Annotated in this window: 29 protein-coding genes; 15 read left to right on the top strand and 14 right to left on the bottom strand. The window is 68.7% G+C overall.

Going from position 1 to position 26,282, the window contains the following annotated elements:
* Positions 1 to 4 precede the first annotated feature (4 nt).
* A complete protein-coding gene (locus EJP69_RS05175) occupies positions 5 to 754 on the top strand; it encodes an acetoacetate decarboxylase (protein WP_126468909.1) in 750 nt (249 codons plus the stop codon).
* A gap of 59 nt (positions 755 to 813) precedes the next feature.
* Positions 814 to 1,596 (top strand): 3-hydroxybutyrate dehydrogenase, encoded by a 783-nt coding sequence (locus tag EJP69_RS05170; RefSeq protein WP_019653083.1) that lies wholly within the window; start codon positions 814 to 816, stop codon positions 1,594 to 1,596.
* A gap of 106 nt (positions 1,597 to 1,702) precedes the next feature.
* Here EJP69_RS05170 and EJP69_RS05165 read toward each other — a convergent pair whose 3' ends face one another.
* On the bottom strand, positions 1,703 to 2,644 hold the full coding sequence (locus tag EJP69_RS05165; RefSeq protein WP_240652036.1) for a bifunctional helix-turn-helix transcriptional regulator/GNAT family N-acetyltransferase: 942 nt from the start codon (positions 2,642 to 2,644) through the stop codon (positions 1,703 to 1,705).
* A gap of 167 nt (positions 2,645 to 2,811) precedes the next feature.
* On the opposite strand from EJP69_RS05165, the gene EJP69_RS05160 reads away from it, so the two are divergent.
* On the top strand, positions 2,812 to 5,220 hold the full coding sequence (locus EJP69_RS05160; RefSeq protein ID WP_126468908.1) for a YgiQ family radical SAM protein: 2,409 nt from the start codon (positions 2,812 to 2,814) through the stop codon (positions 5,218 to 5,220).
* A 10-nt stretch (positions 5,221 to 5,230) separates the two neighbouring features.
* Here the strand turns inward: EJP69_RS05160 and EJP69_RS05155 are convergent, their stop codons facing one another.
* Both EJP69_RS05155 and EJP69_RS05150 read right to left on the bottom strand, forming a co-directional pair.
* The gene (locus EJP69_RS05155) at positions 5,231 to 5,881 is read right to left on the bottom strand and encodes a cold shock and DUF1294 domain-containing protein (protein WP_126468907.1); all 651 of its coding nucleotides are present in this window, start codon (positions 5,879 to 5,881) and stop codon (positions 5,231 to 5,233) included.
* A 17-nt stretch (positions 5,882 to 5,898) separates the two neighbouring features.
* On the bottom strand, positions 5,899 to 6,279 hold the full coding sequence (locus EJP69_RS05150; protein ID WP_093201479.1) for a tautomerase family protein: 381 nt from the start codon (positions 6,277 to 6,279) through the stop codon (positions 5,899 to 5,901).
* 234 nt (positions 6,280 to 6,513) lie between these two features.
* Here EJP69_RS05150 and EJP69_RS05145 point away from each other — a divergent pair, with 234 nt between their 5' ends.
* Positions 6,514 to 7,431 carry a DMT family transporter gene (locus tag EJP69_RS05145; protein ID WP_126468906.1) on the top strand — a complete coding sequence of 306 codons (918 nt, stop codon included), beginning with the start codon at positions 6,514 to 6,516 and terminating at the stop codon, positions 7,429 to 7,431.
* 37 nt (positions 7,432 to 7,468) lie between these two features.
* On the top strand, positions 7,469 to 8,380 hold the full coding sequence (locus EJP69_RS05140; RefSeq protein ID WP_093202197.1) for a hypothetical protein: 912 nt from the start codon (positions 7,469 to 7,471) through the stop codon (positions 8,378 to 8,380).
* Between the two features lie 10 nt (positions 8,381 to 8,390).
* On the opposite strand, the gene EJP69_RS05135 is transcribed toward EJP69_RS05140, so the two are convergent.
* Positions 8,391 to 9,278: a CoA transferase gene (locus EJP69_RS05135; protein WP_126468905.1), complete on the bottom strand. Its 888-nt coding sequence runs from the start codon at positions 9,276 to 9,278 to the stop codon at positions 8,391 to 8,393.
* A 170-nt stretch (positions 9,279 to 9,448) separates the two neighbouring features.
* Here EJP69_RS05135 and EJP69_RS05130 point away from each other — a divergent pair, with 170 nt between their 5' ends.
* Positions 9,449 to 10,351: an SDR family oxidoreductase gene (locus tag EJP69_RS05130; protein WP_126468904.1), complete on the top strand. Its 903-nt coding sequence runs from the start codon at positions 9,449 to 9,451 to the stop codon at positions 10,349 to 10,351.
* A 19-nt stretch (positions 10,352 to 10,370) separates the two neighbouring features.
* Here EJP69_RS05130 and EJP69_RS05125 read toward each other — a convergent pair whose 3' ends face one another.
* A complete protein-coding gene (locus tag EJP69_RS05125; protein WP_126468903.1) occupies positions 10,371 to 10,829 on the bottom strand; it encodes an Lrp/AsnC family transcriptional regulator in 459 nt (152 codons plus the stop codon).
* Positions 10,830 to 10,956: 127 nt separating this feature from the next.
* Between EJP69_RS05125 and EJP69_RS05120 the strand changes: the two genes are divergently transcribed.
* Positions 10,957 to 11,565 carry a glutathione S-transferase gene (locus tag EJP69_RS05120; RefSeq protein WP_126468902.1) on the top strand — a complete coding sequence of 203 codons (609 nt, stop codon included), beginning with the start codon at positions 10,957 to 10,959 and terminating at the stop codon, positions 11,563 to 11,565.
* A gap of 9 nt (positions 11,566 to 11,574) precedes the next feature.
* Here the strand turns inward: EJP69_RS05120 and EJP69_RS05115 are convergent, their stop codons facing one another.
* Positions 11,575 to 11,973, bottom strand: coding sequence for a DUF488 domain-containing protein (locus EJP69_RS05115; RefSeq protein WP_126468901.1), 399 nt, complete (start codon positions 11,971 to 11,973; stop codon positions 11,575 to 11,577).
* 30 nt (positions 11,974 to 12,003) lie between these two features.
* A complete protein-coding gene (locus EJP69_RS05110) occupies positions 12,004 to 13,878 on the bottom strand; it encodes a PhoX family protein (protein ID WP_126468900.1) in 1,875 nt (624 codons plus the stop codon).
* A gap of 89 nt (positions 13,879 to 13,967) precedes the next feature.
* On the opposite strand from EJP69_RS05110, the gene EJP69_RS05105 reads away from it, so the two are divergent.
* Both EJP69_RS05105 and EJP69_RS05100 read left to right on the top strand, forming a co-directional pair.
* Positions 13,968 to 14,798 (top strand): crotonase/enoyl-CoA hydratase family protein, encoded by an 831-nt coding sequence (locus tag EJP69_RS05105; protein WP_126468899.1) that lies wholly within the window; start codon positions 13,968 to 13,970, stop codon positions 14,796 to 14,798.
* A gap of 387 nt (positions 14,799 to 15,185) precedes the next feature.
* Positions 15,186 to 15,500, top strand: a complete 315-nt coding sequence (locus EJP69_RS05100) for a hypothetical protein (RefSeq protein ID WP_093201457.1) — start codon at positions 15,186 to 15,188, stop codon at positions 15,498 to 15,500.
* Positions 15,501 to 15,545: 45 nt separating this feature from the next.
* Here the strand turns inward: EJP69_RS05100 and EJP69_RS05095 are convergent, their stop codons facing one another.
* The 3 genes from EJP69_RS05095 to EJP69_RS05085 all read right to left on the bottom strand — a co-directional run bounded on the left by EJP69_RS05095 (position 15,546) and on the right by EJP69_RS05085 (position 18,334).
* Positions 15,546 to 15,761: a hypothetical protein gene (locus tag EJP69_RS05095; RefSeq protein WP_126468898.1), complete on the bottom strand. Its 216-nt coding sequence runs from the start codon at positions 15,759 to 15,761 to the stop codon at positions 15,546 to 15,548.
* Between the two features lie 36 nt (positions 15,762 to 15,797).
* Positions 15,798 to 17,051, bottom strand: a complete 1,254-nt coding sequence (locus EJP69_RS05090) for an acyl-CoA dehydrogenase family protein (protein WP_126468897.1) — start codon at positions 17,049 to 17,051, stop codon at positions 15,798 to 15,800.
* A 128-nt stretch (positions 17,052 to 17,179) separates the two neighbouring features.
* Positions 17,180 to 18,334, bottom strand: a complete 1,155-nt coding sequence (locus EJP69_RS05085; RefSeq protein ID WP_126468896.1) for a DSD1 family PLP-dependent enzyme — start codon at positions 18,332 to 18,334, stop codon at positions 17,180 to 17,182.
* A gap of 147 nt (positions 18,335 to 18,481) precedes the next feature.
* Here EJP69_RS05085 and EJP69_RS05080 point away from each other — a divergent pair, with 147 nt between their 5' ends.
* The gene (locus tag EJP69_RS05080; RefSeq protein ID WP_126468895.1) at positions 18,482 to 19,333 is read left to right on the top strand and encodes a LysR family transcriptional regulator; all 852 of its coding nucleotides are present in this window, start codon (positions 18,482 to 18,484) and stop codon (positions 19,331 to 19,333) included.
* A gap of 10 nt (positions 19,334 to 19,343) precedes the next feature.
* Here the strand turns inward: EJP69_RS05080 and EJP69_RS29975 are convergent, their stop codons facing one another.
* The 4 genes from EJP69_RS29975 to EJP69_RS05065 form a co-directional block, all read right to left on the bottom strand.
* Positions 19,344 to 19,472: a hypothetical protein gene (locus EJP69_RS29975; RefSeq protein WP_276318363.1), complete on the bottom strand. Its 129-nt coding sequence runs from the start codon at positions 19,470 to 19,472 to the stop codon at positions 19,344 to 19,346.
* Positions 19,469 to 20,041: a DUF4865 family protein gene (locus tag EJP69_RS05075; RefSeq protein ID WP_126468894.1), complete on the bottom strand. Its 573-nt coding sequence runs from the start codon at positions 20,039 to 20,041 to the stop codon at positions 19,469 to 19,471. Before EJP69_RS05075 ends, EJP69_RS29975 begins: the two co-directional genes overlap by 4 nt.
* A gap of 134 nt (positions 20,042 to 20,175) precedes the next feature.
* Complete coding sequence (locus EJP69_RS05070) at positions 20,176 to 20,481, bottom strand: hypothetical protein (RefSeq protein WP_126468893.1); 306 nt, start codon at positions 20,479 to 20,481, stop codon at positions 20,176 to 20,178.
* Positions 20,482 to 20,560: 79 nt separating this feature from the next.
* Positions 20,561 to 22,003: an amidase family protein gene (locus tag EJP69_RS05065; protein WP_170217043.1), complete on the bottom strand. Its 1,443-nt coding sequence runs from the start codon at positions 22,001 to 22,003 to the stop codon at positions 20,561 to 20,563.
* A gap of 138 nt (positions 22,004 to 22,141) precedes the next feature.
* Here EJP69_RS05065 and EJP69_RS05060 point away from each other — a divergent pair, with 138 nt between their 5' ends.
* From EJP69_RS05060 to EJP69_RS05040, 5 genes are read left to right on the top strand one after another with little or no spacing between them, the layout of a single operon-like run.
* Positions 22,142 to 23,149 (top strand): ABC transporter substrate-binding protein, encoded by a 1,008-nt coding sequence (locus EJP69_RS05060; protein ID WP_093304819.1) that lies wholly within the window; start codon positions 22,142 to 22,144, stop codon positions 23,147 to 23,149.
* Positions 23,150 to 23,160: 11 nt separating this feature from the next.
* Complete coding sequence (locus EJP69_RS05055) at positions 23,161 to 24,012, top strand: ABC transporter ATP-binding protein (RefSeq protein ID WP_093201434.1); 852 nt, start codon at positions 23,161 to 23,163, stop codon at positions 24,010 to 24,012.
* Positions 24,009 to 24,767 carry an ABC transporter permease gene (locus EJP69_RS05050; RefSeq protein WP_093304818.1) on the top strand — a complete coding sequence of 253 codons (759 nt, stop codon included), beginning with the start codon at positions 24,009 to 24,011 and terminating at the stop codon, positions 24,765 to 24,767. Before EJP69_RS05055 ends, EJP69_RS05050 begins: the two co-directional genes overlap by 4 nt.
* Complete coding sequence (locus EJP69_RS05045) at positions 24,746 to 25,504, top strand: ABC transporter permease (RefSeq protein ID WP_126468891.1); 759 nt, start codon at positions 24,746 to 24,748, stop codon at positions 25,502 to 25,504. Before EJP69_RS05050 ends, EJP69_RS05045 begins: the two co-directional genes overlap by 22 nt.
* The gene (locus EJP69_RS05040) at positions 25,504 to 26,274 is read left to right on the top strand and encodes a class II aldolase/adducin family protein (RefSeq protein ID WP_093202194.1); all 771 of its coding nucleotides are present in this window, start codon (positions 25,504 to 25,506) and stop codon (positions 26,272 to 26,274) included. Before EJP69_RS05045 ends, EJP69_RS05040 begins: the two co-directional genes overlap by 1 nt.
* The last annotated feature ends 8 nt before the right edge of the window (positions 26,275 to 26,282 follow it).

Here is a 26,282-nt window from a genome sequence, read left to right as displayed (position 1 = left end):
CATCATGAACATTGAAGACGTGCGACGAACGGCATTCGCGATGCCGCTGACCAGCCCCGCCTTTCCGCCAGGCCCTTATCGCTTCATCAGGCGCGAATTCCTGATCATCACGTACCGCACCGACATCGAGGCCCTGCGCGCCGTGGTGCCCGAGCCGCTCGAGGTTGTCGAGCCGCTGGTCAAGTACGAGTTCATCCGCATGCCCGACTCCACCGGCTTCGGCGACTACACCGAGTCGGGCCAGGTCATTCCGGTGCAGCTGCGCACCGACAAGGGCGTGGAGAAGGGGGCGTACGTGCATGCGATGTACCTCAACGACCATCCGCCCATCGCGGGCGGGCGCGAGCTCTGGGGCTTTCCGAAGAAGCTCGCCTCGCCGGTGCTCGACTACGAGACCGACGTGGTGGTCGGCACGCTCGACTACGGCAAGGTGCGCGTGGCCAAGGCCACGATGGGCTTCAAGCACCGCACGCTCGACCCGGCGCCCATCCTCGCGGGCATCGCGCAGCCGAACTTCCTACTCAAGATCATTCCGCACGTCGACGGCACGGCGCGCATCTGCGAGCTGGTGCGCTATCACATGGTCGACGTGACGCTGCACGGCGCGTGGGGCGGGCCCGGCTCGCTCGAACTGCATCCGCACGCGCTGGCGCCGGTGGCCGATCTGCCCGTGCGCAAGGTCGAATCGGCGGTGCACTACATCGCGGACATGACGCTCGCGCTAGGCACCGTCGAGCACGACTATCTCGCCTGATTCTTGCTGGCGGCTTCGGGTCGCCGGCTTTCCAACCCCAACCCTCAAGGAACATCACCATGCAACTCAAGGACAAGGTCGCCTACATCACCGGCTCGGCCAGCGGCATCGGCAAGGAGATCGCCATCCTGTTCGCCCAGGAAGGCGCGAAGATCATCATCGCCGACCTCAACAAGGAGGCGGCCGACGCCACCGCGGCCGAGCTCAAGGCCACGGGCGCGCAGGCCATCGGCGTGGGCGTGGACGTGACGAACGAAGACCAGGTCAACGCCTCGGTGGAAGAGGGCGCGGCTGCCTTCGGCGGCATCGACATCCTCATCAGCAACGCCGGCATCCAGATCGTGCACCCGGTGGAGGAGTTCAGCTTCGCCGACTGGAAGAAGATGCTCGCCATTCACCTCGATGGCGCCTTCCTCACCACCAAGGCCTGCCTGAAGCACATGTACGCGCAGGGCCGTGGCGGCAGCGTGATCTACATGGGCTCGGTGCACTCCAAGGAAGCCTCGCTGCTGAAGGCACCCTACGTGACGGCCAAGCACGGCCTCATCGGACTGGCGAAGACGGTCGCGAAGGAAGGTGCCAAGCACGGCGTGCGCGCCAACGTGATCTGCCCGGGCTTCGTGCGCACGCCGCTGGTCGAGAAGCAGATTCCCGAGCAGGCGAAGACGTTGGGCATCACCGAGCAGGAAGTCATCAAGAACGTGATGCTGAAGGAGACGGTCGACGGCGAGTTCACCACCACGGAAGACGTGGCGCGCGTGGCGCTGCTGTTCGCGGGCTTCCCGACGAATGCGCTCACCGGTCAGTCACTGGTGGTGAGCCACGGCTGGTTCATGCAATAACTGTTGCTCGCCCCCAAGGCTGCGCGCACTTCGTGTCGCTTCGCCAACCCCCTACCGGGGGCAACACCTGCGGCCCGGCCAAGCCGGTTCCGCGGTGTTCCTGGCACTAGAGCTTCAATTCCCAGGTCTCGCCCACGAGCGGGGTGCCGTAGCCCTCGTGCGGCTCGGAACCCGTGAGCTGGAAGCCGCGGCTGGCGTAGATGCCGCGCGCGGCCGTCAGGCAGCTGTTGGTCCACAGCACCATCTTCCGGTAGCCCTTCAGGCGCGCGAAGGCGATGCATTCGTCCACCAGCTTGCCGCCCAACCCCAGCCCGCGCGCGGCGGGCGTGAGGATCAGCAGGCGCAGCTGCGCCACCGTGGCCGACTTGCGCACCACGAAGATCGAGCCCACCCGCTCGCCGTTGAGCTCGGCGATCCAGCAGCGCTCCCACTCGGGCTGGAACTTGAGCAGGAACTCGCCCGCGATGCCGGCCACCAGTGCCTCGAAGGTGCTGTTCCAGCCGTATTCGCGTGCGTAGATTTCGCCATGCTGCTGCACCACCCAGCCGATGTCGCCGGGGCCGGGCTCCCGCAGGATGGCGGCCTGCGGCCTTGCCGGCGGCGCCTGGGGATCGAGCAGCGACTGCACCGTGCCCATGGCGTGCACCAGCTGCTGGCGCTGTGCTGGTGCGAGCGAGGCGAGCAGGGCGGCCGCCTCTTCGCGCGACTTCTGTTGCAACGGCGCGAATGCGGCATGGCCCGCCTCGGTCAGGCGCAGCACGCTCTGGCGCGCGTCGCGCGGATGGGGCTCGCGGACCAGCCAGCCCTCGTTCTCGAAGCGGCGAAGGATGCGGCTCAGGTAGCCTGCGTCGAACCCGAGGTCGCGCCCGATCTCGCTGGCGACGGCCATCTCGCGGTGCGCCAGCTCGTACAGGACGCGCACGTCGGTCAGCGACATGGCGCTGCCCAGGTAGGGGTCGAGGGCGCCGATACGGCGCGTGTAGAAGCGGTTGAACTGCCGGATCGCCTTGACGGCGGCGGTGTCGATGGGTGGCGAAGTCGTGGACATGGTTGCTATTGTCATTCAGTTGATTGACTTTGGCAATCAAATTGACCGGTCATGAGTCCATGGGGAAAGTCCGGTCACACGTCACGCAGGGCGACAGGCATGGTGGAAAACCCTAAAATCGAAGGTTGCCCACAACGGCGCTCCCACGGCGCTGTCAACTCCCACCGATGAACGCTCCCGTCGACGTCTCCTTTTTCGCGCGTGCCGCCAAGCCGCTGACCAGCTACCGCAAGTACTGGGCGGCCCGTTTCGGCACGGCGAAATTCCTGCCGACTACGCGCAAGGAGATGGAAGCGCTCGGCTGGGACAGCTGCGACATCATCGTCGTCACGGGCGACGCCTATGTCGACCATCCCAGTTTCGGCATGTCGGTCATCGGCCGCATGCTGGAAGCGCAGGGCTTCCGCGTGGGCATCATCGCGCAGCCCGACTGGCAAAGCGCCGAGCCCTTCATGGCGCTGGGCAAGCCGAACCTGTTCTTCGGCGTCACCGCCGGCAACATGGATTCGATGATCAACCGTTACACGGCCGACCGGAAGATCCGCAGCGACGATGCCTACACCCCAGGCGACGTCGGCGGCTCGCGCCCCGACCGCGCGGCCATCGTGTATTCGCAGCGCTGCAAGGAAGCCTGGAACGACGTGCCGATCATCCTCGGCGGCATCGAAGGCAGCCTGCGCCGCATCGCCCACTACGACTACTGGTCGGACAAGGTGCGTCGCTCCATCGTGGTCGACTCCAAGTGCGACCTGCTGCTGTACGGCAATGCCGAGCGCGCCATCGTCGAGATCGCGCACCGCCTGGCCGCCAAGGAGCCGGTGCAGCAGATCACCGACGTGCGCGGCACCGCCTTCGTGCGCCGCGAGACGCCGGAAGGCTGGTTCGAGATCGATTCCACCAGCGTGGACGAGCCCGGCCGCGTCGAGGCGCACGTCAATCCGTACCTGATGGTGTCCGACCAGGCCAAGGCCAACGGCGCCACCTGCGCGAAGGAAGAAGAGGCCGAAGCCGTTGCCAAGGCTGCAGAAGCCGCTGGATCGGCCGCGGGCTCGGTGGTCAACCCCGCCATCAAGCCGCTGAACTTCGTGCCCAACCCTGCGCTGCAGGGCAGGGGCAAGACCAAGGTGCCGCCGCGCGAGCGCTCGGTGATCCGCCTGCCGGCCTACGAGCAGGTGCGCAGCGACCCGGTGCTCTACGCGCACGCCAACCGCGTGCTGCACCTGGAAACCAACCCCGGCAACGCCCGCGCGCTGGTGCAGGCGCATGGCGAAGGCACCACGGCGCGCGACGTGTGGATCAACCCGCCGCCGATTCCGCTCACCACGGCCGAGATGGACCACGTGTTCGACCTGCCGTACGCGCGCAGCCCGCATCCGCGCTACGCCGACGAGAACGGCAGCCACGACGGCGCGACCAAGATCCCCGCGTGGGAAATGATCCGCTTCAGCGTGAACATCATGCGCGGCTGCTTCGGCGGCTGCACCTTCTGCTCGATCACCGAGCACGAGGGCCGCATCATCCAGAGCCGCTCGGAAGATTCGATCATCAAGGAGGTCGAGGCCATCCGCGATTCGGTGAAGGGCTTCACCGGCACCATCTCCGACCTCGGCGGCCCCACGGCCAACATGTACCGCATCGGCTGCAAGTCGCCCGAGATCGAGGCCGCCTGCCGCAAGCCCAGCTGCGTGTACCCGGGCATCTGCCAGAACCTCAACACCAACCACGACCCGCTCATCAAGATCTACCGCCGGGCGCGTGCGTTGAAGGGCATCAAGAAGATCCTGATCGGCTCCGGCCTGCGCTACGACCTGGCGGTGCAGTCGCCCGAGTACGTGAAGGAACTGGTGCAGCACCACGTCGGCGGCTATCTCAAGATCGCGCCCGAGCACACCGAGCAGGGCCCGCTCACGAAGATGATGAAGCCCGGCATCGGCAGCTACGACAAGTTCAAGCAGATGTTCGAGAAGTACTCGGCAGAAGCGGGCAAGAAGCAGTACCTCATTCCGTACTTCATCGCCGCGCATCCGGGCACCAGCGACGAGGACATGATGAACCTCGCGATCTGGCTCAAGAAGAACGGCTTCCGTGCCGACCAGGTGCAGACTTTCTACCCGAGCCCGATGGCCACGGCCACGGCCATGTACCACTCCAACCGCAACCCGCTGCGCAAGATCACGCGCGAGAGCGAGACGGTGGACATCGTGCGCGGCGACAAGCGCCGCCGCCTGCACAAGGCCTTCCTGCGCTATCACGACGCCAACAACTGGCCGCTGCTGCGCGAGGCGCTCAAGAGCATGGGCCGTGCCGACCTGATCGGCAACGGCAAGCACCATCTCATTCCGACGTGGCAGCCGCTGACCGACGGCGGCTACACCAGCGCGCGCCGCAAGAATTCGACGGCCGCACCTGTTGCCGCCAAGGCCGCGCCGGTCAAGCTGGCGCCGGTGAAGCCCTCGAAGGGCCGCATCCTCACGCAGCACACCGGTCTGCCGCCGCGCGACAACGGCTCGGGCACGGGTTCGGCCGCGCGCAAGCCTTCCGGCCCGGTGCGCGGCAACATCCGCAAGCCGCGCTGAGCCAGCCGGCTCAAAGGGCCGGCAGGAGCTTGCCGACCCAGGCGCCCATGGCTGCCATGTGCGCCAGCACCGTGGCCCAGTAAGCCGCCATGAAGCTCGTCTTGCTCAGCTTGTGGCGGAACAGCCGCTGCGCGAACCAGGCGCCCGGCCAGCCCCCGATCAGCGAGAGCAGGTGCAGCGTGTTCTCCGGCGTGCGCCGCCGGTCCGTTCCGGCCGCGTTCTTGTCGAAGCCGTAGATGAAGAAGGTCAGCAGGCTCAGCAGCAGCAACGCGCCGAGCGCGATCAGGGGAAGGCGCGCGGTCCACACGCCGTAGCCCAGCAATGCGGCGTATGCCGTGAGCAGGAGCGCCATCGGCAGCGAGGATGAGGAAGATCGTGCAGGCCCGCGGGTCGAACGATCGGGCCGACCGCGAGGCCGTGCCGGCTCGCGCGGCGGCTGCGATTGCCGCCCGGCACCAGCCGCCTGCACCGACATCGCGCGAGGCCCCTTGCCTCCCACGTGGATCTCCTCGAAGCTCAGCTTCATGCCGACCTGAGGCGTCATGCCCCGATCGGTGAAGTCGCGCAGGTGCACGAACACATCGGCGGAGATGTCGGGACAGCGGATGAAGCCGAAGCCACGGTCCTTTTCCCATCGAACGAGCGTGCCCTGGCGTTTCATCGGCGGGATTCTCGCCGCTAGGCGTACTGCATCTCCCCGTTGCCGAAGGACCAGTTCTCCTTCGACACCTCGACGAGGTTGATGAACACGTCCTCGCGCCGGATGCCCAGCTGGCCGTGCAGGTCGTCGGCCACGCGCCTGTAGAAGGCCTTCTTCATCTCGGTCGTGCGCCCCTGGTTCAGCGTGATCTGGATCAGCACGAAGCCGGGCGAGTACACGACGCCGAGGTAGCTTGCCGGATGCACCAGCTCGTGCGGGGCGTGCCGCGTGATGACCTGGAACTTGTCGTGCTCCGGTACGTTGATGGTGTCCCTCATGGCCTGGTAGACGACGTCCCCGATGGCGGGGCCCAGGGCTTCGGGGCTGTCGCTGGAAAGCTCGATCCGCACGAGTGGCATGTGCCGTTCCTCGAAAAAGTGTGGGGGCCTAAGATACGCCACATGGCCCATCGTCGTTCTCCTCCCTCCGTGACCCGCAGCTGACGCGCGCTTTTCGCGCCGCGCTGAGACCCGCAAGCGGTCGCCGTCGTCCGAGCCTCCCTGGCCGGCCGGCGGCTCGGATGGTCACGCCCGCTCCCTGTTGCCGATCCTGGATCGATCGGCCATGGCGGGCGCTATGGAGAACTTTCAACAATGAACGCAAGAACGTCTGCCGCCCTGGCCTGGGGCGGCGTGCTGCTGGCCGGCGCCCTGTGGGGTGGCGGTGCGCTGGTGGCGCAATTCCTGATCGACGGCGGCATCGCGCCGCAGAGCCTGTCGCTGGCGCGCTTCGCGCTCGGGCTGCCGCTGCTGTGGTGGCTGCACTGGCGGGCGCCCGCGATGCCCGATGCGGGCTGGGTGGATCTCACGCGCCGGGAGCGGCTGCAGATGCTGGCCACGGGCGCGGCGATGGCGCTCAACGTGAGCTGCTGGTTCGCCGGCATCGTGCACCTGGGCGCGGCGCTGCCTACCGTCATTTCGATCTGCTGCGCGCCGGTGATCGTCGCGCTGGTGTCGGTGCTGCGAGGCTACGAGCGCCTCGGCCCGAGGCTGGTCGCGGGCTTGCTGCTCGCGCTGGCGGGTGTGCTGCTGCTGGTGATGCCCGCCGGCGGCTGGGGCCCGCTGGCGCCGGGGCATACGGCTGGCGTGGCCTGGTCGCTGGGCTCGGCCTTCTGCTACGCGATGGTGGTGCTGGGCAACGCGCGCATGCCGGCGCGGGTGCCCGCAGTCGCTGCCTCGGCCTGGGGCATGACGGTGGCGGCGCTGTGCATGCTCGCGGTCGCGTGGCCTTCGGGCATCACCTGGCCGGCCGGGGGAGCGCAGTGGCTGGGCGTGGGCTACACGGGCGTGGTGACGACCTCGGTGGCCTACCTGGCCTTCGCCTGGGGCGCACGGCGCCTGTCGCCGACGGCGGCGGTGGTCGGCACGTTGATCGAGCCGTTGGTGGCCGCCTTGCTGGCCGCGGCGCTGTTCTCGCAGGCGATGACCCCGCGCCAGTGGGGCGGCGCCTTGCTGCTGGCCGGCGCGATGCTGCTGTTGGTGCGGCGCAGCAAACCCGCGCAGTCCGACTGAAGGCGAGGGCGGGGCGGTCCGTTGTATGGTGTGGCCCATGAGCAGTTCGCCCCACCCGCCGGCTTCATGGACACGCACCCTGGCGGCGGCGCTGCTGCTGTTCGCGGCCTCCTCGATGCAGTCGTCGCTCGCGGCCGCGCCGGAGAACTCCTCCGCCCAGGCGCTGCGCGCCACCCACCAGCGCATGATCGACAAGCTCGGCCGCAGCAGTTTCGGCCGGCCCGTGCAGCTCGATTCCATGGAAACGGCGGACGGCCTTCAGGGCGACGTCTATGCCGTGGTGGAGCATCCGCTGGCCGAAATCAGCACCGCGCTCAAGGGCTCCGCCCACTGGTGCGACGTGCTGACCCTGCACGTCAACAACCGGCGCTGCAGCGTCGCCAGCGACCCGCAGGGGCGCGAGATGCTAACGCTCTACGTGGTGCGCCGCTACGACAAGCCGGTCGACCAGGCCTTCGAGCTGCCCTTCGTCTACCGGGTCAGCAGCAACTCGCCCGAGCACCTGCTGGTGGAGCTCTCCGCCGAGAGCGGCCCGCTGGGCACCAGCAACTACCGCGTGACGCTCGAGGCCGTGGCTCTCGACGAGCGCAAGAGCTTCCTGCACTTCAGCTACAGCTACGACCACAACACCATGGTGCGGCTGGGCACCATGGCCTACCTGGCGACCTTCGGCAGTGAAAAGGTGGGCTTCACCGTGGTCGGCAAGACGCCCGAGGGCCAGCCCGACTACATCCGCGGGCTGCGCGGGCTGGTGGAGCGCAATGCGATGCGCTACTTCCTGACGCTCGACGCCTACCTCTCGGCCCCGGGGGCGGACCAGGCCGAGCGTCGCCAGCGGCGCTGGTTCGCGGGCGCCGAGCAGTACCCGCGCCAGCTGCACGAGATCGATCTCGACACCTACCTCGCGCTCAAGCGCGAAGACCGGCAGCGCGACGGCGCGAGCCGCTGAGCCGGATCAATCAGTCGGCCAGCGTGAGCAGCGGCACGTCGCGCTCGCGGGCCATGGCTTCGAGCTCGGCGCGCGTGCGCGTCGCGATCCATGCGGCGAGTGCTTCGCGCGTGGCCGGCGCCAGCATGTCGCGCGAGGCGATCTGCGCGGCCTCGCAGAGCCGGGTCGCGAAATGCGGCTCCAGCGCGGCTACCGCCACGCGACCGTCGGCGCAGGGATAGACGCGGTAGCCGGCATGCGCGCCGCCGACCGCGCCAGAGGGCTGCGTGAGGCCCCAGGTGCGCGGCAGGGCGAGCCAGTCGGCCGAGGCGTTCAGCGCCACTTCCAGGTACACGCCGCCCGTCTTGCGCGAGCGCAGCAGCATGGCCTTCAGCACCGCCTCGCTCGCGAGCAGGGCGCCGCCCATGTCGGCGTAGAGCGTGGGCGGCAGCTCGGTGCCGGTGACGAGGCCGCTTTCGGCGAGGTAGGTCAGGTCGTGGCCGGGCTCCTCGGCGCGCTCGCCGGGCGCGCCGACGATGGCCACCTGCGACAGCGACGGATGGCGCGCCTGCAGCGCCGGCCAGTCGAGGCCGAGCTTGCGCAGCGCGGAGGGGCGGAACGAGGTGAGCAGCACGTCGGTGCGCGCGAGTTCGGCGTGCAGCTGCTGCTGGCCGGCTTCCGTCTTCAGGTCGGCCGTCTGGATGCCGATGCCCTCGTGCAGCGCCGCATACGCGGGCTTGTTGTAGAGCGCCATCGGGTCGCCGCCCGGCGGCTCCAGCTTGAGGCAGGCGGCGCCCATGCCCCGGCAGCGCAGCAGCGCGGCGGGGCCGGGCAGGTTCAGCGCGAGGCTGAGGACGCGAACGCCCCCCAGCGGTGCGAAGTCATGGTCGTCGGCGGGGCTGGCTGCTGAACTCGGCATCGGTCCTGGTCTCCGGAAGAATCGTTTCGCGCATTCTCGCCCGAGGGCCGGAGCCACTTCCCGCAAGCCGCCGGGGCGCCGCGCGCGTAGCATGCGGCCGGTGGCGGCGACTGTTTTCCTCTCTGTTTCCTGCCGCCTTTTCATCTTCTCATCGACCAAGGAGACGAACCATGTTTGAAGCTTCCCTCATGAGCGGCCAGCGCATCCTGGTGACTGGCGGGGGCACCGGCCTCGGCCGCGCGATGGCCGAGCGCTTCCTGAGCCTCGGCGCCGACGTGGCCATCTGCGGCCGGCGCCAGTCGGTCTGCGAGGAGACGGCGGCCGAATGGCGCCAGCAGTTCCCGGGCCGGCGCATCGACGCCTTCGGCGTGGACATCCGCATCGCGCAGCAGGTCGACGAGATGGTCGAGAGCCTGTTCCAGAGCGGCGGCCTCACGGGGCTGGTCAACAACGCGGCGGGCAACTTCGTCTCGCCCACCGAGAGCCTCTCGCCGCGCGCGTTCGACGCCATCGCCAACATCGTGTTCCACGGCAGCTTCTACGTGACGCATGCCGTGGGCAAGCGCTGGGTGGCGCAGGCCCGATCGGGCGAATGGAAGCCGGGCGACGCCTTCCGCAGCGTGATGAGCATCATCGTCACCTGGGTCGACAACGGCAGCCCCTACGTCGTGCCCTCGGCCATGAGCAAGGCCGGCATCGAGGTCATGACCAAGTCGCTCGCGGTCGAGTGGGCGCGCTACGGCATCCGCCTGAACGCGGTCGGCCCCGGCGAGATCCCGACCGAAGGCATGAGCAAGCGCCTGAACCCCGGCGAGGAGCCCGGCGCGCGCAGCAAGCAGAACAACCCGATGGCGCGCACCGGCCGCATGAGCGAGCTGCAGAACCTGGCTTCCTTCCTGATGGCGCCGGGCCAGTGCGACTGGCTCACGGGCCAGAGCATCATGATGGACGGCGGCAACGCGCTGGCCACCGGCGGCAACTTCTACGAGCTGCGCCAGTGGAGCGACTCCGACTGGCTGGCCGCGCGCGAGCGCATCGAGGCGCAGAACCAGAAGGACAAGGCGCAGCGCTGACGGCTGCGGCTGTCCCCGTCTATTTCTTCGGCGGCCTGGCCGCGTGCACGGTGACCAGCTTGTTCACCGGGCTCGACAGCACCAGCGACGTGGTCACCGATCCGTCGACCGCCAGCGCGTCCACCACGCGCTCCAGGTCGGCCGGCTCGGCGATCGCGCAGCGCACGAAGAAGCAGTCTTCGCCGGTCACGCGGTCGGCGCTCAGCACCTCGGGCATCGACTCGAACAGCTTCAGGTACCTGGCGATTCCCGCATGCGTGGTGTCGACGCGGATGATGGCCTGCAGCCCCACGCCCAGCGCGCGCAGGTTGACGCGCGCGCCGTAGCCCTCGATCACGCCCGCTTCCTCGAGCTTGCGCACGCGCTCGCTCATGGCCGGCTGCGACAGGCCGATGCGCTTGCCGATGGCGGCCAGGCTCTGGCGCGCGTCGGCCTGCAGTGCTTCGAGGATCAGGCGGTCTTTCTTGTCGATGTTCATGGGATGGACGCGGCGACGTGCGCAGCTGTCGATGGTTGATCGGTTTGCGAGCGCGATTTTCGATGGATTGCCATTCATGGCGCGCGGCGCCGTCCGTATCGTCGGGGGCCGTCTTCAAGGAGAACCCATGCAACTCGTCGGCATGCTCGACTCGCCCTACGTGCGGCGCACCGCCATTTCGCTGCGCCTGCTCGGCCTTTCCTTCGAGCATCGCTCGATCTCGCTCTTCAGCACCTTCGAGCAGTTCAGCGCCATCAATCCGGTGGTGAAGGCTCCCACGCTGGTCTGCGACGACGGCACGGTGCTGATGGATTCGACGCTGATCATCGACTACGCGCAAGCCCTGAGCGGGCGCAGCCTGATGCCCGCCGGCCCGCCGCAGCGGCTGCGCGAGCTGCGCCTCACGGGGCTTGCACTGGCGGCCTGCGAGAAGACGGTGCAGATCGTCTACGAGCGCAAGCTGCGTCCGGCGCAGAAGCAGCACCAGCCGTGGATGGACCGCGTGCGCGGCCAGCTTGCCGCCGCGTGCGTGGCGCTCGAGCGGGAGCTGAGTGAGGCGCCGCCATCCGCGAGCGAGGAGACGATGACGCAGGCCGGCGTCTCGACGGCCGTGGCCTGGGCCTTCACGCAGCTGATGACGCCCGATGCCGTCTCGCCGAAAGACTTTCCGGCGCTGGCCGCGTACTCGGCGCAGGCCGAGAGCCTGCCGGTGTTCCTCGGCGCGCCGATGGCCTGAGCAGGCCGGTCAGTCGACGATCTTCGCGCCGCGCTCCGCCAGCAGGCTGCGCAACACGGAGCGGTGGCAGCGCGACTCCTCCTCGCAGTAGCAGCCCACCGACAGCGACGCGCCGTGGGACAGTGCGGCCAGCAGGTCGAGGCTGCGACTCGCGTCGGGCTCGGCCATCTCGGCCTTGAACTTGCGCACGAAGGCGTTCCACTGCGTGGGCGATTCCGCCTTCTGGGCTTCCTGCGCCTGCTTCATCGTCTCGACGGAGGGCGCGAGGTTCGGGTACCACACGTCGTACCAGTCCTGCGAGGCGAACTCGGTCTTTGGAACGCCGCGCGGCGGGCGGCGCACGGTGCCGACGCGCAGGCCCTCGTCGGGGGCGCGCGGTGTGCCGAGGCGGACGATGCGGATGCTCATGATGTCTTCCCTTTTTCTCTGCCTGTTGTCTCAGGTGCCGACGATACCGCCGTCGCGCCGGCGTATCGCCAGCGTCGCCGAGCGCGGCCGCGCGCTGCCCGGCTCGGCGCCGTCGGGCCAGGCACTGTTGTGCTTCGTGTCGCCGTCGTCGCGTGCCTCGCCCGGATGCTGGATGTTGACGAACAGCGTGCGCCGGTCGGGCGTGACCACGCAGCCGGTGATCTCGCAGCCGTTGGGGCCGGTGAGAAAGCGCTTGATGCGGCCCGAGGCCGGGTCGGCGCACAGCATCTGGTTGTTGCCCAGCGAGGTGTAGGGCGGCTTGCCGATGACCTGGCCGCTCAGGTCGGTCTGGATCCAGAGCAGGCCGCCGCGGTCGAAGTGCAGGCCGTCGGGGGCGCCGAACATGTCGGCACCTGCCGTGGGGTAGCGCGCGCCGCTGCCGGGCTGTGCCGGGTCGCCCGCGAGCGCGAAGTGGTCCCACGAGAAGCCGGTGGAGGCTGCATCGCCCGCATCTTCGCGCCAGCGCAGGATGCCGCCGAAGAGATTGGCGGCGCGCGGGTTGGCAGCGTCGGGGCCCGGCTTGCCGGCGTCGCCGCGCTGGCTGTTGTTGGTGAGGGTGACGTAGACCTCGCCGCTTTGCGGGTGGATGGCGATCCACTCGGGGCGATCCATCTTCGTGGCGCCGACGACGTCGCCCGCCAGCCGCGCGTGGATCAACACCTCTGCCTGGTCCGCGAAGCCGTGCGCCGCGTCGAGGCCGTCGCGGCCGTGGGTGAGCTCGAGCCACTTTCCGCGTCCGCCTGCGTCGTAGCGCGCGGCGTAGAGTGTGCCTTCGTCGAGCAGGTGCCGGTTGGCGGCACGCGCGGCGGCGTCGGTGCCGGGGTGCACCTTGTCGCGGCTGACGAACTTGTAGATGTATTCGAAGCGCGAGTCGTCGCCCATGTAGACCACGAGGCGGCCGTCCGTCGCGATGGTGCAGGTGGCGCTTTCCTGGCGCTTGCGGCCCAGCGCGGTGCGCTTGACGGGCGTGGCGGTGGGGTCGAAGGGATCGATCTCGACCACCCAGCCGAAGCGGTGCGGCTCGTTCGGGTGTCGGCTGAGGTCGAAGCGCTCGTCGAAGCGCCAGTACTCGACCCATTGCGATCCGGCCACTGTGCCGTAGCGGCGTTGGGCGGGCGTGGCGTTGCGGGCCGCTTCCTTCGGGCCGCCGAAGTAGCCGTGGAAGTTCTCCTCGCAGGTGAGGTAGGTGCCCCACGGCGTGACGCCCATCGCGCAGTTGGCGAAGGTGCCGAAGACCGCGTCGCCGGCCGGATTGGCGGCGGTGCGCATCAGCGGCGTGCCGGCGGCAGGCCCGGCGATGCGCATCGGCGTGTTGCCGTGCACGCGGCGCGCGAAGGGCGAGGGCAGCACCTGCTGCCAGCCCTGGCCGTTGCGCCGCACCTCGATCACCGAGACGCCCATGGCGTGCAGCGACTTGCGCACCTTCGCGGCGGTCCACTCCTTCACGCCGTCGGTGTGCAGCAGCTGTTCGTCGGTGTATTCGTGGTTCATCACGAGCAGGCCGCGTTCGCCGCTCGCGTCGAGCGCGAAGAAGTGCATGCCGTCGTGATGCATGCCGGCCTGCACGGCCTGGTCGTCGGCGCTGTTGCCGGCATCGGGTGCGAAGAGCGGCATCCGGCCGGCGACGCCGGTGGGGGAGCCCCAGGGGTAGAGCAGCTGCCACTCGTATTCGGGCGGCACCACGATGCCGTCGCGCAGGGAGGCCGGCACGCCGGTGAAGCCCAGCGTCTCGCCGGGGCGCGTGGACGGCGGCGCCGGCGTCGAGGCGCAGCCCTGTCCGAACAGCGCCACCACGGCGGCGGCGGAACCCGATTGAAGAAGAAAGTGGCGGCGGTCCAGGGGCATGGCTTTGGTGTTGTGTAGGCGACAGCCGCCATCATCGCCTGAGGCCGTGCCCGGCGATACTGGCGCGGCAACCGCCCAGGAGACATCGAATGACCGACCGCATCGAATGGACCCGCCACGCCGACGGCGTCGTGGAACTGCAGCTCGCCCGCGCCGACAAGATGAACGCGCTCGACCCGGCGATGTTCGATGCGCTGATCGAGGCCGGCGAGGCGCTGCGCGACGACAAGGCGGTGCGCGCGGTGGTGATCTCGGGCCGCGGCAAGGCCTTCTGCGCGGGGCTCGACATGGCTTCTTTCGAGCGCATGCAGCAGCAGGGCGCTGGTTCCGACGTGCTGGGTGGGGGCGCCGCGGGAGCGGATCTTGTCGTGCGCACGCACGGCATCTCCAACGCCGCGCAGCAGGTCGCGATGGTCTGGCGCGAGGTGCCGGTGCCCGTCATCGCCGCGGTGCACGGCGTGGCTTTCGGCGGCGGCCTGCAGGTCGCGCTGGGCGCGGACATCCGCATCGTCGCGCCCGACACGAAGCTGTCGGTGATGGAGATCAAGTGGGGCCTGGTGCCCGACATGGCCGGCATGGTGCTGATGCGCGAACTCGCGCGCAGCGACGTGGTGCGCGAGCTCACCTTCACCGGGCGAATCTTCTCCGGCGAGGAGGCGCTGAGCATCGGCTTCGCCACCCGCGTCGCGGCCGACCCGCTGGCCGAGGCACTGCAGATGGCGCACGAGATCGCGCTCAAGAGCCCCGACGCGATACGTGCCGGCAAGCGGCTGCTGAACGCATCGCTATCGCTGGGAGCGGCCGAGTTGCTGATGGCCGAGTCGGTCGAGCAGAAGGCGCTGATCGGCAGCCCCAACCAGGCCGAGGCCGTGAAGGCCAACATCGAACGGCGCGCGCCGCGCTTCAGCGCGCCGGCCTGATTTCTCCGGTTTCCACCAGGCGGCCGGCCTCAGGGGCAGGCCGTTTCGCGCTGCCTGGTGAACGGGCGGCCGGGTAATTCCCCTGTCTGCCGGCGCCGTTCTTCGCGCACCCTCGCATCCCCGTCTTTCCGCAGGCGTGTTTACGCCTGTGCCTGTCGTTCGGCTGGTCCTTCAATCCGGGCCCGAACAGCCGAAAACATCAGAAATTCCCTTTGGTGTATCTTTATGTAAGAATAAAGTGGTTGTTTTGACGCGAGAATCGATGAGGATGGAGGCAATTTGTGTGCAGAAGGTCACGTCTCTTCCTCTGACAGCTCCTACGGAGGATGGCTCCAGACAGCGCACTCATTAACAATTGATAGCTTTGCTTAGCGACGGCGATCCTGCATGTCGACGACCACGTTTTTCTGTAACCTCAGCGTGCCCATCCTGGTGGGCGAGGATCGCTACAAGTACATCCCCATAGTGGGAGTCTTCCGCAGCATTCCATTCGATCAAGTCGATGAATGGGTGATGCACCCCGACGGCCGGCCGCGCAGCGACCGTGAGCTGGCGGCCGAAGTCCTTGTCGAGATCCGCAAGCCACTCGGTTCGAGTGGACGCACCGCGCCGCACGCCTTCGACGTGGCGGACATCCTGCAGCTCGACCGGGCTGCGGCGATCGTCGTGTCCACCTTCCTGGCGGCGCTTCCGCGCGTCTGATGGCGCCGCGTCGACCGCCGCCGCAACTGCTGTCGCTTCAGCCCTTCAATCGCACCTGAAGAGCACGCCGCTGCCCGGCGTGGTCGGTGCGTCGGCCTGCTGCAGGAACCTGATCGGGTTTCCGTCCTTGCGGCAGTAGGCTTCCGCTTCCTGCTGGCTCGATGCCCTGAATATCCCGTCGTTGAGGCGCAGCACGCCGGTTTGTGGCGTCGCGCAACCGGCGATGACGAACGGGAGAAGGGCGGGCAGCAGTCGGCGCATGAGAAAAGAATCGGGTCCGTTGGAGGACCCGAGACTTTAAGCGCTTCCCACCGCCCAGTAGAAAGTCGGCCTCGTTCCGTTGAGCAGGTATTCGCCCACCACGCGTCCCTTGTAGATGGTCGGGTTGTGCGAGGCGAGCGTGCGCGCATTGCGCCAGTGCCGGTCGAGCCGGCGGTCTTCCTGCAGCGCCGAGGCGCCGCCGATGTCGAAGAGCCGCGTGCCGGCCTGCAGCACCGCGTCGACGATCCCGGTCTGCGCCTTGGCGGTGTTCAGCTCCACCTCGAACAGCAGGCTCTCGGGCACGGCCTCGCCGCGCTGGCGGAAGCGGTCGACCTCGCCCAGGCCGCACGCCACGGCCTGCACGGTCGAGGTCGCGATGAAGGCCGTGCTAGCGAGCTGGCCGACGACCTGCTGCACCAGCGGGTCTTCGCGCGGCGTGTCGCCGCTGCCGTGGCTGTAGATGCGCTTGCGCGGCTGCACGAAGGCCACCGCGTCGCGCACGATGGCGCGCGCGATGCCCGCGAGCGTTGCGAGGTGCGTGAGCTGGAAATGCGCCGTAAGCGGCGTGGCCTGGTCGCGCACGTACAGCAGCACGTTCTCTGGCTTCACGCGCACGTTGCGAAAGCGCGTGGTGCCCGATGCGCTCAGCCGCTGGCCGAAGCCGCGCCAGTCGTCCACGCGCTCCACGCCCTGCGCCTCGGCGGGCACGAGCGCGATCACGCGGTCGCTGCTGCCGTCGTCGTTCAGGCGCTGGGCCGAGACCGAGATCCAGTCGGCGTAGAGCGTGCCGGTGCTGTAGAACTTGTCGCCGTCGAGTCGCCACGCGTCGCCGTCGCGCTTCAGAGTGGTCTGCAGCGTCTTGAGCGAGCCGTCGCCGAGCTCGGTGGTGGCGTTGCCGAAGATCACGCCCTCGGCTGCGAGACGCATCCACGGGCCGTGCAGGGCGGGGTCGATTTCCGCCAGCAGCCGTTCGATGAAGCCGAAGTGCGCGCGCAGGATCTGCGGCAGGTTGGAGTCGGCCTCGCCGAGTTCGATGAGCAGGTCGTAGAGCTGCTCCACCGAGCCGCCCAGGCCGCCATGTTCGAGCGGCACGCGCAGCGCGCCGAAGCGCTCGGCGTTGAGCCAGGCCACGGGCTCGTAGGCGAGCTCGCGATCGTTCTCGCGTTGCGCCGCATGCTCGGCAATGCGCTGGAAGACGGGGCGGAAACGTGCGGCGAGCTGCTGCGAGGAGGGCGCCTGTGCGCCCGGGGCTTGTGCGGCGGGGCGCGTCGTTGCTTGGATGGATTCCATGGAGGCGGGGCCGCCCGGAGGCATGCCCTGGAGAAGAGAGAGACAGCGCCCGACTGTCCCCCTCGGCGCGGCGGTTGTGAAATACGCTTTTCGAGTTTCCTTATGCCGCCGGCTTCCGGTGGCTGGCGCTATCGCCTGCCGCGCGCGTCCACCGGCCAGATGGCGACCAGCGTGCCGCCCTCGACCACGTGATAGGCGTCGTGCAGGTTGACCGTCGGATCGCAGTGCGGGGTGACGAACTCCACCCGCGCGCCCAGCGCCGGCTTCGGCGCCTGCGAGGCCGGCGACGGCATCAGCTTGCCGTGCTCGTCGCCGAAGAAGGCATAGTGGCTCGCCGCGTCGGCGCCCTTCGCAACCACCGGCACGCCGCTGTCGGTGGAGAAGCACTTGGTGCCGCCGTCCACCGTCACCCAGTCGGCCGCGTTCGTGCTGACCACCGCCGTCTGCACGAACAGCGATGTCTCGAAGGGCGAGGGCTGGTCGCCGTTGGCGAGCACGCGCGAGTACTCGGCGTCCATGAACACATACGAGCCCGCCTGCAGTTCGGTGAAGGCGTTCTCCTGCGAATCGAGGTCGTGCGTGCCGGTGCCTGCGCCCGTCACGATGTCGAAGTTCAGTCCCTGGCGCCGCGCCGCCGCCACGATGCCCGCCACGGTTTCGCGCAGAGCGGCTGCCGCGGCGCTGCGCTCCTCGCGCGCCACGATGTGCTGCAGATTGCCCGCGTACGACTGCAGCCCGCGCAGCCGCAGGCGCGGCTCGGCGGCCACCAGCGCGGCCAGCTCGAGCACCTTGGCCTGCGTGGCGCAGCCGGTGCGGTTGTAGCCCGCGCCATAGTCCACCAGCACATCGAGCGGATGCGTGAGCTCGCCCGCGGCGCGCGCCAGGTCTGCGAGGTTCTGCGGGTTGTCGACCACCACCATCACGTCGCCCGGGCGGGCCCGCTGCGCGAGGCGGATGAGCCGAGAGATCTTGCTCGGCGTGACGGCGGGCGAGGTGATGAGCACGCCCGGAATGCCGCCCTGGACCATCACCTCCGCCTCGCCCATTGTGACGCAGCTCACGCCGATGGCGCCCGCCGCCACCTGGCGCCGCGCGATCTCGACCGACTTGTGCGTCTTCACGTGCGGACGCAGGCTCACGCCGCGCGCCTTGGCGAAGGCGGCCATGCGTTCGATGTTGCGCGTCATCGCAGGCAGGTCGATCAGCAGCGCGGGGGTGTCGAGCAGATGGCGGCCACCGGGAACGCCGATCAGCGGCGCGTTGACTTGCTGGTCCTGGAACATCGAAGAGAGCCTTTGCTGGGAGGTTGTGGGGTGCTTGTCTTGAAGAGTCGCCTGCGCCGCAGGCCATGCACGGATGCTTGTGCTGTGAAATGATCGCATCGAAATGTTCGACCGATCCATCGTAGTTTCCCAAATGGCCCGCCCCCGATGAAAGCGCTCGACATCGAGGCCGTGCAGGCTTTCGTACACGTTGCCGACCTCAGGAGCTTCACGCGTGCGGCCGAGGCCATGGACAGCTCGCAGTCGGCCGTCAGCCTCAAGGTGAAGCGCCTCGAGGAAGTGCTGGCCCGCCGGCTGCTCGAGCGCACGCCGCGGCTGGTGCGCCTGTCCGCCGAGGGAATGGCTTTCCTGCCGTCCGCGCGCCAGCTGCTGGCGGCGCACAACGGCGCACTCGAATCCTTCGGCGCTCAGCAGCGCCGGCTGGTGGTCGGCATCAGCCATCACGTCGTGGGCGCCGAGCTGCCGTTGCTGCTGCGGCAGGTGAAGGACGCCGAACCGCGCGTGGTGATGGAAGTGCGCGTCTCCACCTCGCGAGAACTGCTCGACGCCTTCGATCGCGGCGCGATCGATGCAGTCGTCATCCTGCGGCACGACAGCCGCCGGCTCGATGGCGAGGTGCTGCTCCAGGAGCAGTTCGGCTGGATGGCCGCGCCCGACTTCGTGCACCGCTCGGGCGAGCCGCTGCGCCTGGCCACGCAGGCCGAACCCTGCAGCGTGCGCAGCATGGCCGTGGCCGCGCTGACCGAAGGTCGCGTACCGTGGACCGAAGTGTTCGTGGGCGGCGGCGTTCTGACCGTGGGCGCGGCCGTGTCGGCGGGGCTCGCGGTGGCCGCGCTGGGGCGTCGCGTGGCGCCGGTCGGTACTGTCGACGTGGGGCCCGTATTGGGCCTGCCCCCGCTGCCGTCGCGGGACGTGGTGATGCACGCCAGCGTGACCGATGCGCAGGCCCGCAGTGCGCTGCGCACGCTGGCCGCGGCGATCAGGTCGACGGCGGCGTAGCAGCAGGCATTTACAGCAGCGCGACAAGGCGGCGCGCCACCGCGGCCGCAAGCGCTGCTGCACCGCAAAGCAGGGCGCCGGTGACGCACACGCCGGCCAGGTGCGCGAGCCACATCTCCGAAGGGCGAGGCGGCTTCATGCGAGCGCCCCGATACCGGGCCTCGCGAGATGCAGTACCTCGTAGAGCGCGCCTCCATTCGTCGTCTCGGGCTCGTGCGAGGACAGCGTGAAGCGAACCAGCTGCCATGCATCGAGGTCGAGCGCCGTCCAGACGGCGACCGTGCCGGCCTCGGCGGCACGCTGCCGGTTCGCCTCGATTTGCGCTGCATGAAGCGCCGCGCGGTCGGCTCCTGCATCCAGCAGGCGCTCCTCGCGCAGCAGCCACGAAGCCTTCTGCGCACGGTCGGTGCCTGCGCGCGCATCCAGCGGCAGCCATGTCTCCACGCGCGGCCGGCCGAACGAATCGATCACGGCCTGGAAGCGCTCTCCCATGAGAAAGCTCGCCGCCGCCGAGGCGTCGAGCCACAGGTACACCGATGCGTAGACGTGCCCGGCGGCCCCGTGCCGCCCGCGCTCCTGCGACACGAAGGCCTTGAACGCCAGCCCCTGCGTGTCGTCCCAGAGCGGGCCGCGTCGGGCGGCGCGCTGGCGGATGATCTGCATGTCGTAGTCGGCCGGAAGCCTGTGCGAGTACTGCATCGCGAACATCGGATTGCTCCTTGTGAATCCTGGTGGATGAATGAATGGGTCACCAGGAGCTTGCGCGCGCAGCCACCCAGGGAGAAGAGGGCGGGCGATATAGCTGTGATGCGTCGGCGCAATGGCTCGACTAGGGCGGGTGCTTACGCAGGGTGCGAAGGCTCGCGCCGTCCCGGCCGGCGCAGCGCCAGCCACCAGAGCAGCGCGGCGTTGACCGACCAACTCGCCGCCAGCATCAGCAGCGCCATGCTGGCCACGCCGGGCGACAGTCCGAGCGTTAGCAGGCTCAGCGACCACGGCAGCCCACCCGCGATGGCAAGGAGCAGGCTCACGTCGTTGTCGGGCGCGACCGCGCAAGTCAGGATGCAGACGACGCCCGCGACCGTGTAGGCCAGGGCGGCGGCGCGCCATCCCGAGCGCGAGGGCGGACGTGAGTTTGCAATCGGCATGTCCTGAGCATCGCCGATCCCGTGCCGGGACGTGAAGGCCTGTCGCGCGAAGGGGCGTAGTGTTTTTGCGACGCGGGTTTCAGCGGCTTGCCAACTTTTCCACGACGGGGGCGATCGGCGCGTTAGGCAGCACGGCTTCGATGCCGAGGGCCAGTGCCAGCAGCGCCGGATCGGAGCCTTCCGCGCCGGTGATTTCCAGTCCCGCGGGCAGGCCGTCGAAGGCGAGGCCCATCGGCAGGCTCACCGCGGGCAGGCCCGCCATGCCGGCCGGGCCCGTGTTGCGGATGTAGGCAGAGAACGCGGTGGTGCGGCGGCCGCACAGCGACACCTCCACGTCCTCGCCGATGCGTGCGGCGGTCAAAGGACTGGTCGGGAAGACGAGGGCGGCGAGTTCGTGCCGGGCGAAGCACTCGCGGTACGCCGCCTGCATCCGCGGGCGCAGGGTGAGCAGCGCGTGGGCGTAGGCCTCCGGCGCGATGGCTGTGGAACCGAAGAGGCGCTCGAAGAGCGGCCGCACGTCGGGGCTGACCACCGCGTCGGTGAGCGCGCGTGCATCGAAAGGCCGGCCGTGCCGCGCGAAGTAGGCGGCCAGCGCGGGCAGGATCTCGTGCAGAGAGATCGTCATCGACGCTTCCCTGAACAGCGCGCCGGCTTCCGCCAGATCGCAGTGCACCAGCACGGCTCCGGCCTCGCGCAGCAACTCGAGGCGTTCGCGGGCCAGTTGCGCGACGGGCGGATCGAGCTCTTCCCAGAAGTAGGCCTCCGGCACGCCGAGGCGCACGCCAGCGAGCGGTGTCGGGTTCACTCGCAGCGGGCTGCCTGCCACCGCGTGGTCGACCAGCACGCAATCGTCGACGCAGCGCGCCATGACGCCGGCGGTGTCGAAGGTGGGCGAGATCGGCACCAGTCCGTCGTCGGGCCAGCGGTGCGTCGTCGGCCGGAAACCGACCAGTCCGCACAGCGCGGCCGGCACGCGCACCGAGCCGCCCGTGTCGGTGCCGATGGCCGCCGGCGCGGCGCGCAACCCCAGCAGCGCCGCGTTGCCGCCGCTGGAACCACCCGTGACGCGCTCGGCGTCGAAGGGATTGCGCGACGGCCCGAAGCCGTGGTTGTGGCCGGTAACGCCCTGCGACCACTCGTGCAGGTTCGTCTTGCCGAGCACCAGCGCACCTGCGTCGAGCAGCCGCTGCGTCACGCCCGCGTGGATGCGCGGGCGGTGGTCCGCCATCCACGGGCTGCCGGCCGTGGTCGGCATGCCGGCGACGTCGATGTTGTCCTTGAAGGCCAGCGGCACGCCATATAGAGGATGTGTTCCAGGCGTGGGGAGCGGCGAGGCATCGAGTTCGGCGGCCGCGGTACGGAGGGCTTCGGGGTCCAGGTGGAGCAGGGCACCGTAGGAGGCGATGGCATCGGCGCGCTCCAGCAACGCCTGTGCGTAGTCGGTGGCTCGAAGTTCGCCGCGCGCCATCAGCCCGGCGGCCTCGCGGGCGGAAAGATCTGTCAACGCATTCATTCGGTTCATGGAGGGCTCGAAGTGGGGCAGAAGCTGCACTCCGGTGCATGTTTTGGGCCAATTCGAGCCAGTCGCGCCGAAAAACAGCCTGAAATTGCATGGCATGGATACTGCTTTAAGAGTTTTTTGTATTCACGAGGCCATCCAATGTCTTTCAAGTCCTTGCGTATCCTGGCCGCCGTCGCGACGTCGATGGCTCTTCTGGCGGGCATGCCCGCATCCGCCGCCGAGAAGGTCTCGCTGCGCCTCAAATGGCTGGCGCAGGCGCAGTTCGCCGGTTTCTACGTGGCCAAGGCCAAGGGCTTCTATGACCAGGCCGGGCTCGACCTGACGATCAATCCGGGCGGCCCGAATCTGAACGTCGAAACGCTGGTCGCCTCGGGCAACGACACCTTCGGCCTCGCAGGCGGCACCGAGACCGTGCTGCTGGCCCGTGAGAAGGGCCTGCCGCTGGTGTGCATCGGCGTCACCGTGCAGAACACGCCCTTCACCTACGTGACCTACAAGGATTCCGGCATCACCAAGGTGAAGGACTTCGCCGGCAAGAAGGTCGCGACATGGTTCACCGGCACGCAGTACACGCTGTACTCGATGCTCGCTTCGGCCGGCGTGAAGCAGAGCGACCTGACCATCGTTCCCCAGTCGGGCTCGATGGCGCCTTTCGTCGAGAAGCAGTTCGACGTGGCCGCTGCCACCTACTACAACGAGCTCAACACGCTGAAGGAGCAGGGCCTGGGCGACAAGCTCACGCTCATCAAGCCCGACGACTACGGCGTGGTCGTGCAGCAGGACACGGTGCTCGTGTCCGAGAAGTACCGCAACGAGAAGCCGCAGCAGGTGCAGGCCTTCCTCACGGCCACCATCAAGGGCTGGAAGTACGCGCTGCAGAACAAGAAGGAAGCCATCGACATCGTCATGGCCGCCGCCCCGAGCCTGAACCGTGCGCACCAGGAAGCCATGCTCGACGAGTTCGAGAAGCTCGTGAAGGCCGGCAAGGGCACCACCGACGGCATCCTCGCCATCGACCTGCCCACCGTCGAGAAGATGCAGGCGCAGCTCGTGGGCTACAAGGCGCTGAAGGCGCCGGCCGATCTGTCGAAGGCCTACGACCCGAGCTTCTGGACGCAGGTGCCCGCCGCCGACAAGAAGTTCTGAGCCGCGCCGCCATGAAGTTCATGCCCCATGAAGTGATGCCGCCCGCCGCGAGCGACACGGCGCCGCCCATGCTCGAACTGGTCAACGTGTGGAAGCGCTTCGGCGAAGCGCAGGCGCGGACCGTCGCGGTGTCGGGCGTCAACCTGCGGATCGCGAAAGGCGAGTTCGTCACTCTCGTGGGCCCTTCGGGCTGCGGCAAGTCGACGCTCTTCAACATGATCGCGGGCCTGCTGCCGCCCGACGACGACGGCTCGCTGCTTTTCGGCGGCGTGCCGCAGCGCGACGGCCAGCTGCTCGGCAAGGTGTCTTTCATGCCGCAGCGCGACCTGCTGTTTCCGTGGCGCACCGTGCTGGACAACGCCATCCTCGCGCTCGAGGTGGAGGGCCTTCCGCGCAAGGAGGCGCGCGAACGGGCCCGCGCCATGCTGCCCGAGTTCGGCCTGGCGGGCTTCGCCAACCACTACCCGCACCAGCTGTCGGGCGGCATGCGCCAGCGCGTCGCGCTGATGCGCACCTTCCTGTTCGAGCGCGACCTGATGCTGCTCGACGAGCCCTTCGGCGCGCTCGACGCGCTCACGCGCAGCCGCATGCAGCACTGGCTGCTCGACATCTGGGCGCGCCACTGGCGCACCGTGCTCTTCATCACGCACGACATCGACGAAGCCATCGTGCTGGGCGACCGCGTGCTGGTGATGAGTGCGCGCCCCGGCACGGTGAAGAGCGAGACGGTGATCGACCTGCCGCGCCCGCGCGATCCGTCGGTCGTGCTGACGCCGGAGTTCATCCGCATCAAGCAGCGCCTGCTGGCCGAGATCGAGGAAGAAAGCCGCAAGACCTTCGCGCAGGAGGGCACCGCCTCGTGAACGACTTCCTGCAGCGCGCAGTGCGCTCGCCCGCGCTGGCCTTCGTGGGCCTGGCACTGGTGTGGGAGGTCTGCGTGCATGCCTTCGCGCCGTCGCCGCGCTACCTGCCTGCACTGAGCGCCATCGCGCAGGACGCCTGGTCGGTGTGGCCGCAGCTCGCCCGCGGCTTCGGCCGCACGCTGCTGGAGACCGTGCTCGGCTTCGCGATGGGTGCGCTGTTCGGCTGCGCCTGCGGCACGGTGTTCACCTATTCGCGCTGGATGGAGCGCTCGGTGTTCCCGCTGTTCGTGGTGTCGCAGACGGTGCCGGTGGTGGCCTTCGGCGCACTCATCGTCATCTGGTTCGGCAACTCGCTGCTGGCCAAGGTGATGACGGCGTTCTTCCTGACCTTCTTCCCCGTCACCGTGAACACGCTGCGCGGGCTGAAGTCGTGCGACCCGCAGCGCATCGCGCTGATGAAGAGCTTCGGGGCCAACCGCCTCGTGATGTTCTTCAAGCTGGCCGTGCCGTCGGCGCTGCCGCAGGTCATGGTCGGGCTGCGCGTGGCCATCGGCCTGAGCCTGATCGGCTCTGTGGTGGGCGAGTGGTTCGGCGAGACAGTGGGCCTGGGCGTGATGCTGATGGAGGCGATGAACGCCGACCTCGTGGTGCGCCTGTGGGTGGTGATGTTCGCCTGCGGGCTGATGGGTGCGCTGCTCTACGGGCTGCTCGCCTTCGTGGAAAGGAGGCTCGTATGGTGGCGCAGCGAAAGCTGATGGCATCGCCTGTCGCTCCGGTGGTGCTGGGCATCGCCGTGCTGCTCGCGGTGTGGGAGGGCGCGATATGGCTCTTCGGCATCCCGCCCTTCGTGCTGCCCAGTCTGGGCACCATCGTGCAGCATGCGTTCACGGACACCGGCCGCCTGGCGGGTGCGCTGCTGGCCACGCTGGGCGAGGCGCTCGGCGGCTACGCACTGGGCGGCCTGCTCGGGCTGCTGCTGGCAGTGGTGCTGCTGCTGGTGCCGCCGCTCGAACGCATCGTGATGCCGCTGGCGGTGGCTGTGAACGCGGTGCCCACGGTCGCCTATGCGCCGCTCTTCCTGATCTGGTTCGGCCTCGGTGCCGCCTCGAAGATCGCGCTGGTGGCGCTGGCGGTCGGCTTCACGATGCTGGTGAATGCGCTGCACGGCCTGAAGCAGGCCGACCTCGCGGCAGTGAACCTGATGCGCAGCTTCGGGGCAGGGCCCTTGAAGATCGTCTGGCGCCTGCGCCTGCCGGTGGCCATGCCCTCGGTGGTCACGGCACTGCGCATCGGCGTGCCGCGCAGCATGATCGTCGCGATCGTCGGCGAGATGCTGGGCGCCTATGCGGGGCTGGGGCGAATGATCTATGAATCGACGCAGCAGGTCGACCTGCTGAGCGTGTGGTCGGCGGTGCTCGTGGCATCGCTGGCGAGCATGGTCTTCTACGGCCTGCTCGTGTGGATCGATCAAAAGCTCGTGTGGTGGCGATGATGGCGAAGACGAATCCCGCGGCATACCCCGAGACCGAAGCCGAGCTGCGCGTGCAGCTCGCCGCCTGCTACCGGCTGGTGGCGCACTTCGGCATGGACGACCTGATCTACAACCACATCTCGGCGCGCGTGCCGGGGCCGGAGCACCACTTCCTCATCAACCCCTACGGGCTGCTGTTCTCGGAAGTGACGGCGTCCTCGCTGGTGAAGATCGACCTCGACGGCAACAAGGTGGACGACACCGACGCCGAGGTCAACCGGGCCGGCTTCGTGATCCACAGCGCGATCCACGCGGGGCGCCCCGACGCGCTGTGCGTGCTGCACACGCACTCGGAGGCCGGCACGGCGATCGCCGCCATGCCCAACGGCCTTTCGCCGCTGAGCCAGTTCGCGATGCGCTACCAGGGCCATACCGCCTTCCACGACTACGAGGGCGTGGCACTGGAGACCGGCGAGCGCGAGCGGCTGGTGCGCGACCTGGGCCCGCACCACACGCTGGTGCTGCGCAACCACGGCATCCTGACCGTGGGCCGCACCATTCCCGAGGCCTTCATCCTCATGTACTACTTCGAGAAGGCGGCCAAGGTGCAGCTGCTCGCGCAGGGCGGGGTGGCGCCCGGCGAATCGCTGGTGTACCCGCAGCCCGAGGTGAGCGAACTGGCCGCGCGCCAGTTCACCGAATTCGCGGGCGACATCCTGCCGCCCGGCACGCGCGAATGGCCTGCGTTCCTGCGCATGCTGGAGCGCACCCAGCCCGACTACCGGCTCTGAGCGCCGGC

Origin of the sequence: Variovorax gossypii (genome assembly GCF_003965815.1) — a bacterium.
In the GTDB taxonomy this organism is placed as follows: Bacteria; Pseudomonadota; Gammaproteobacteria; order Burkholderiales; family Burkholderiaceae_C; genus Variovorax; species Variovorax gossypii.
This window is presented reverse-complemented; position numbering and strand designations above follow the sequence as displayed.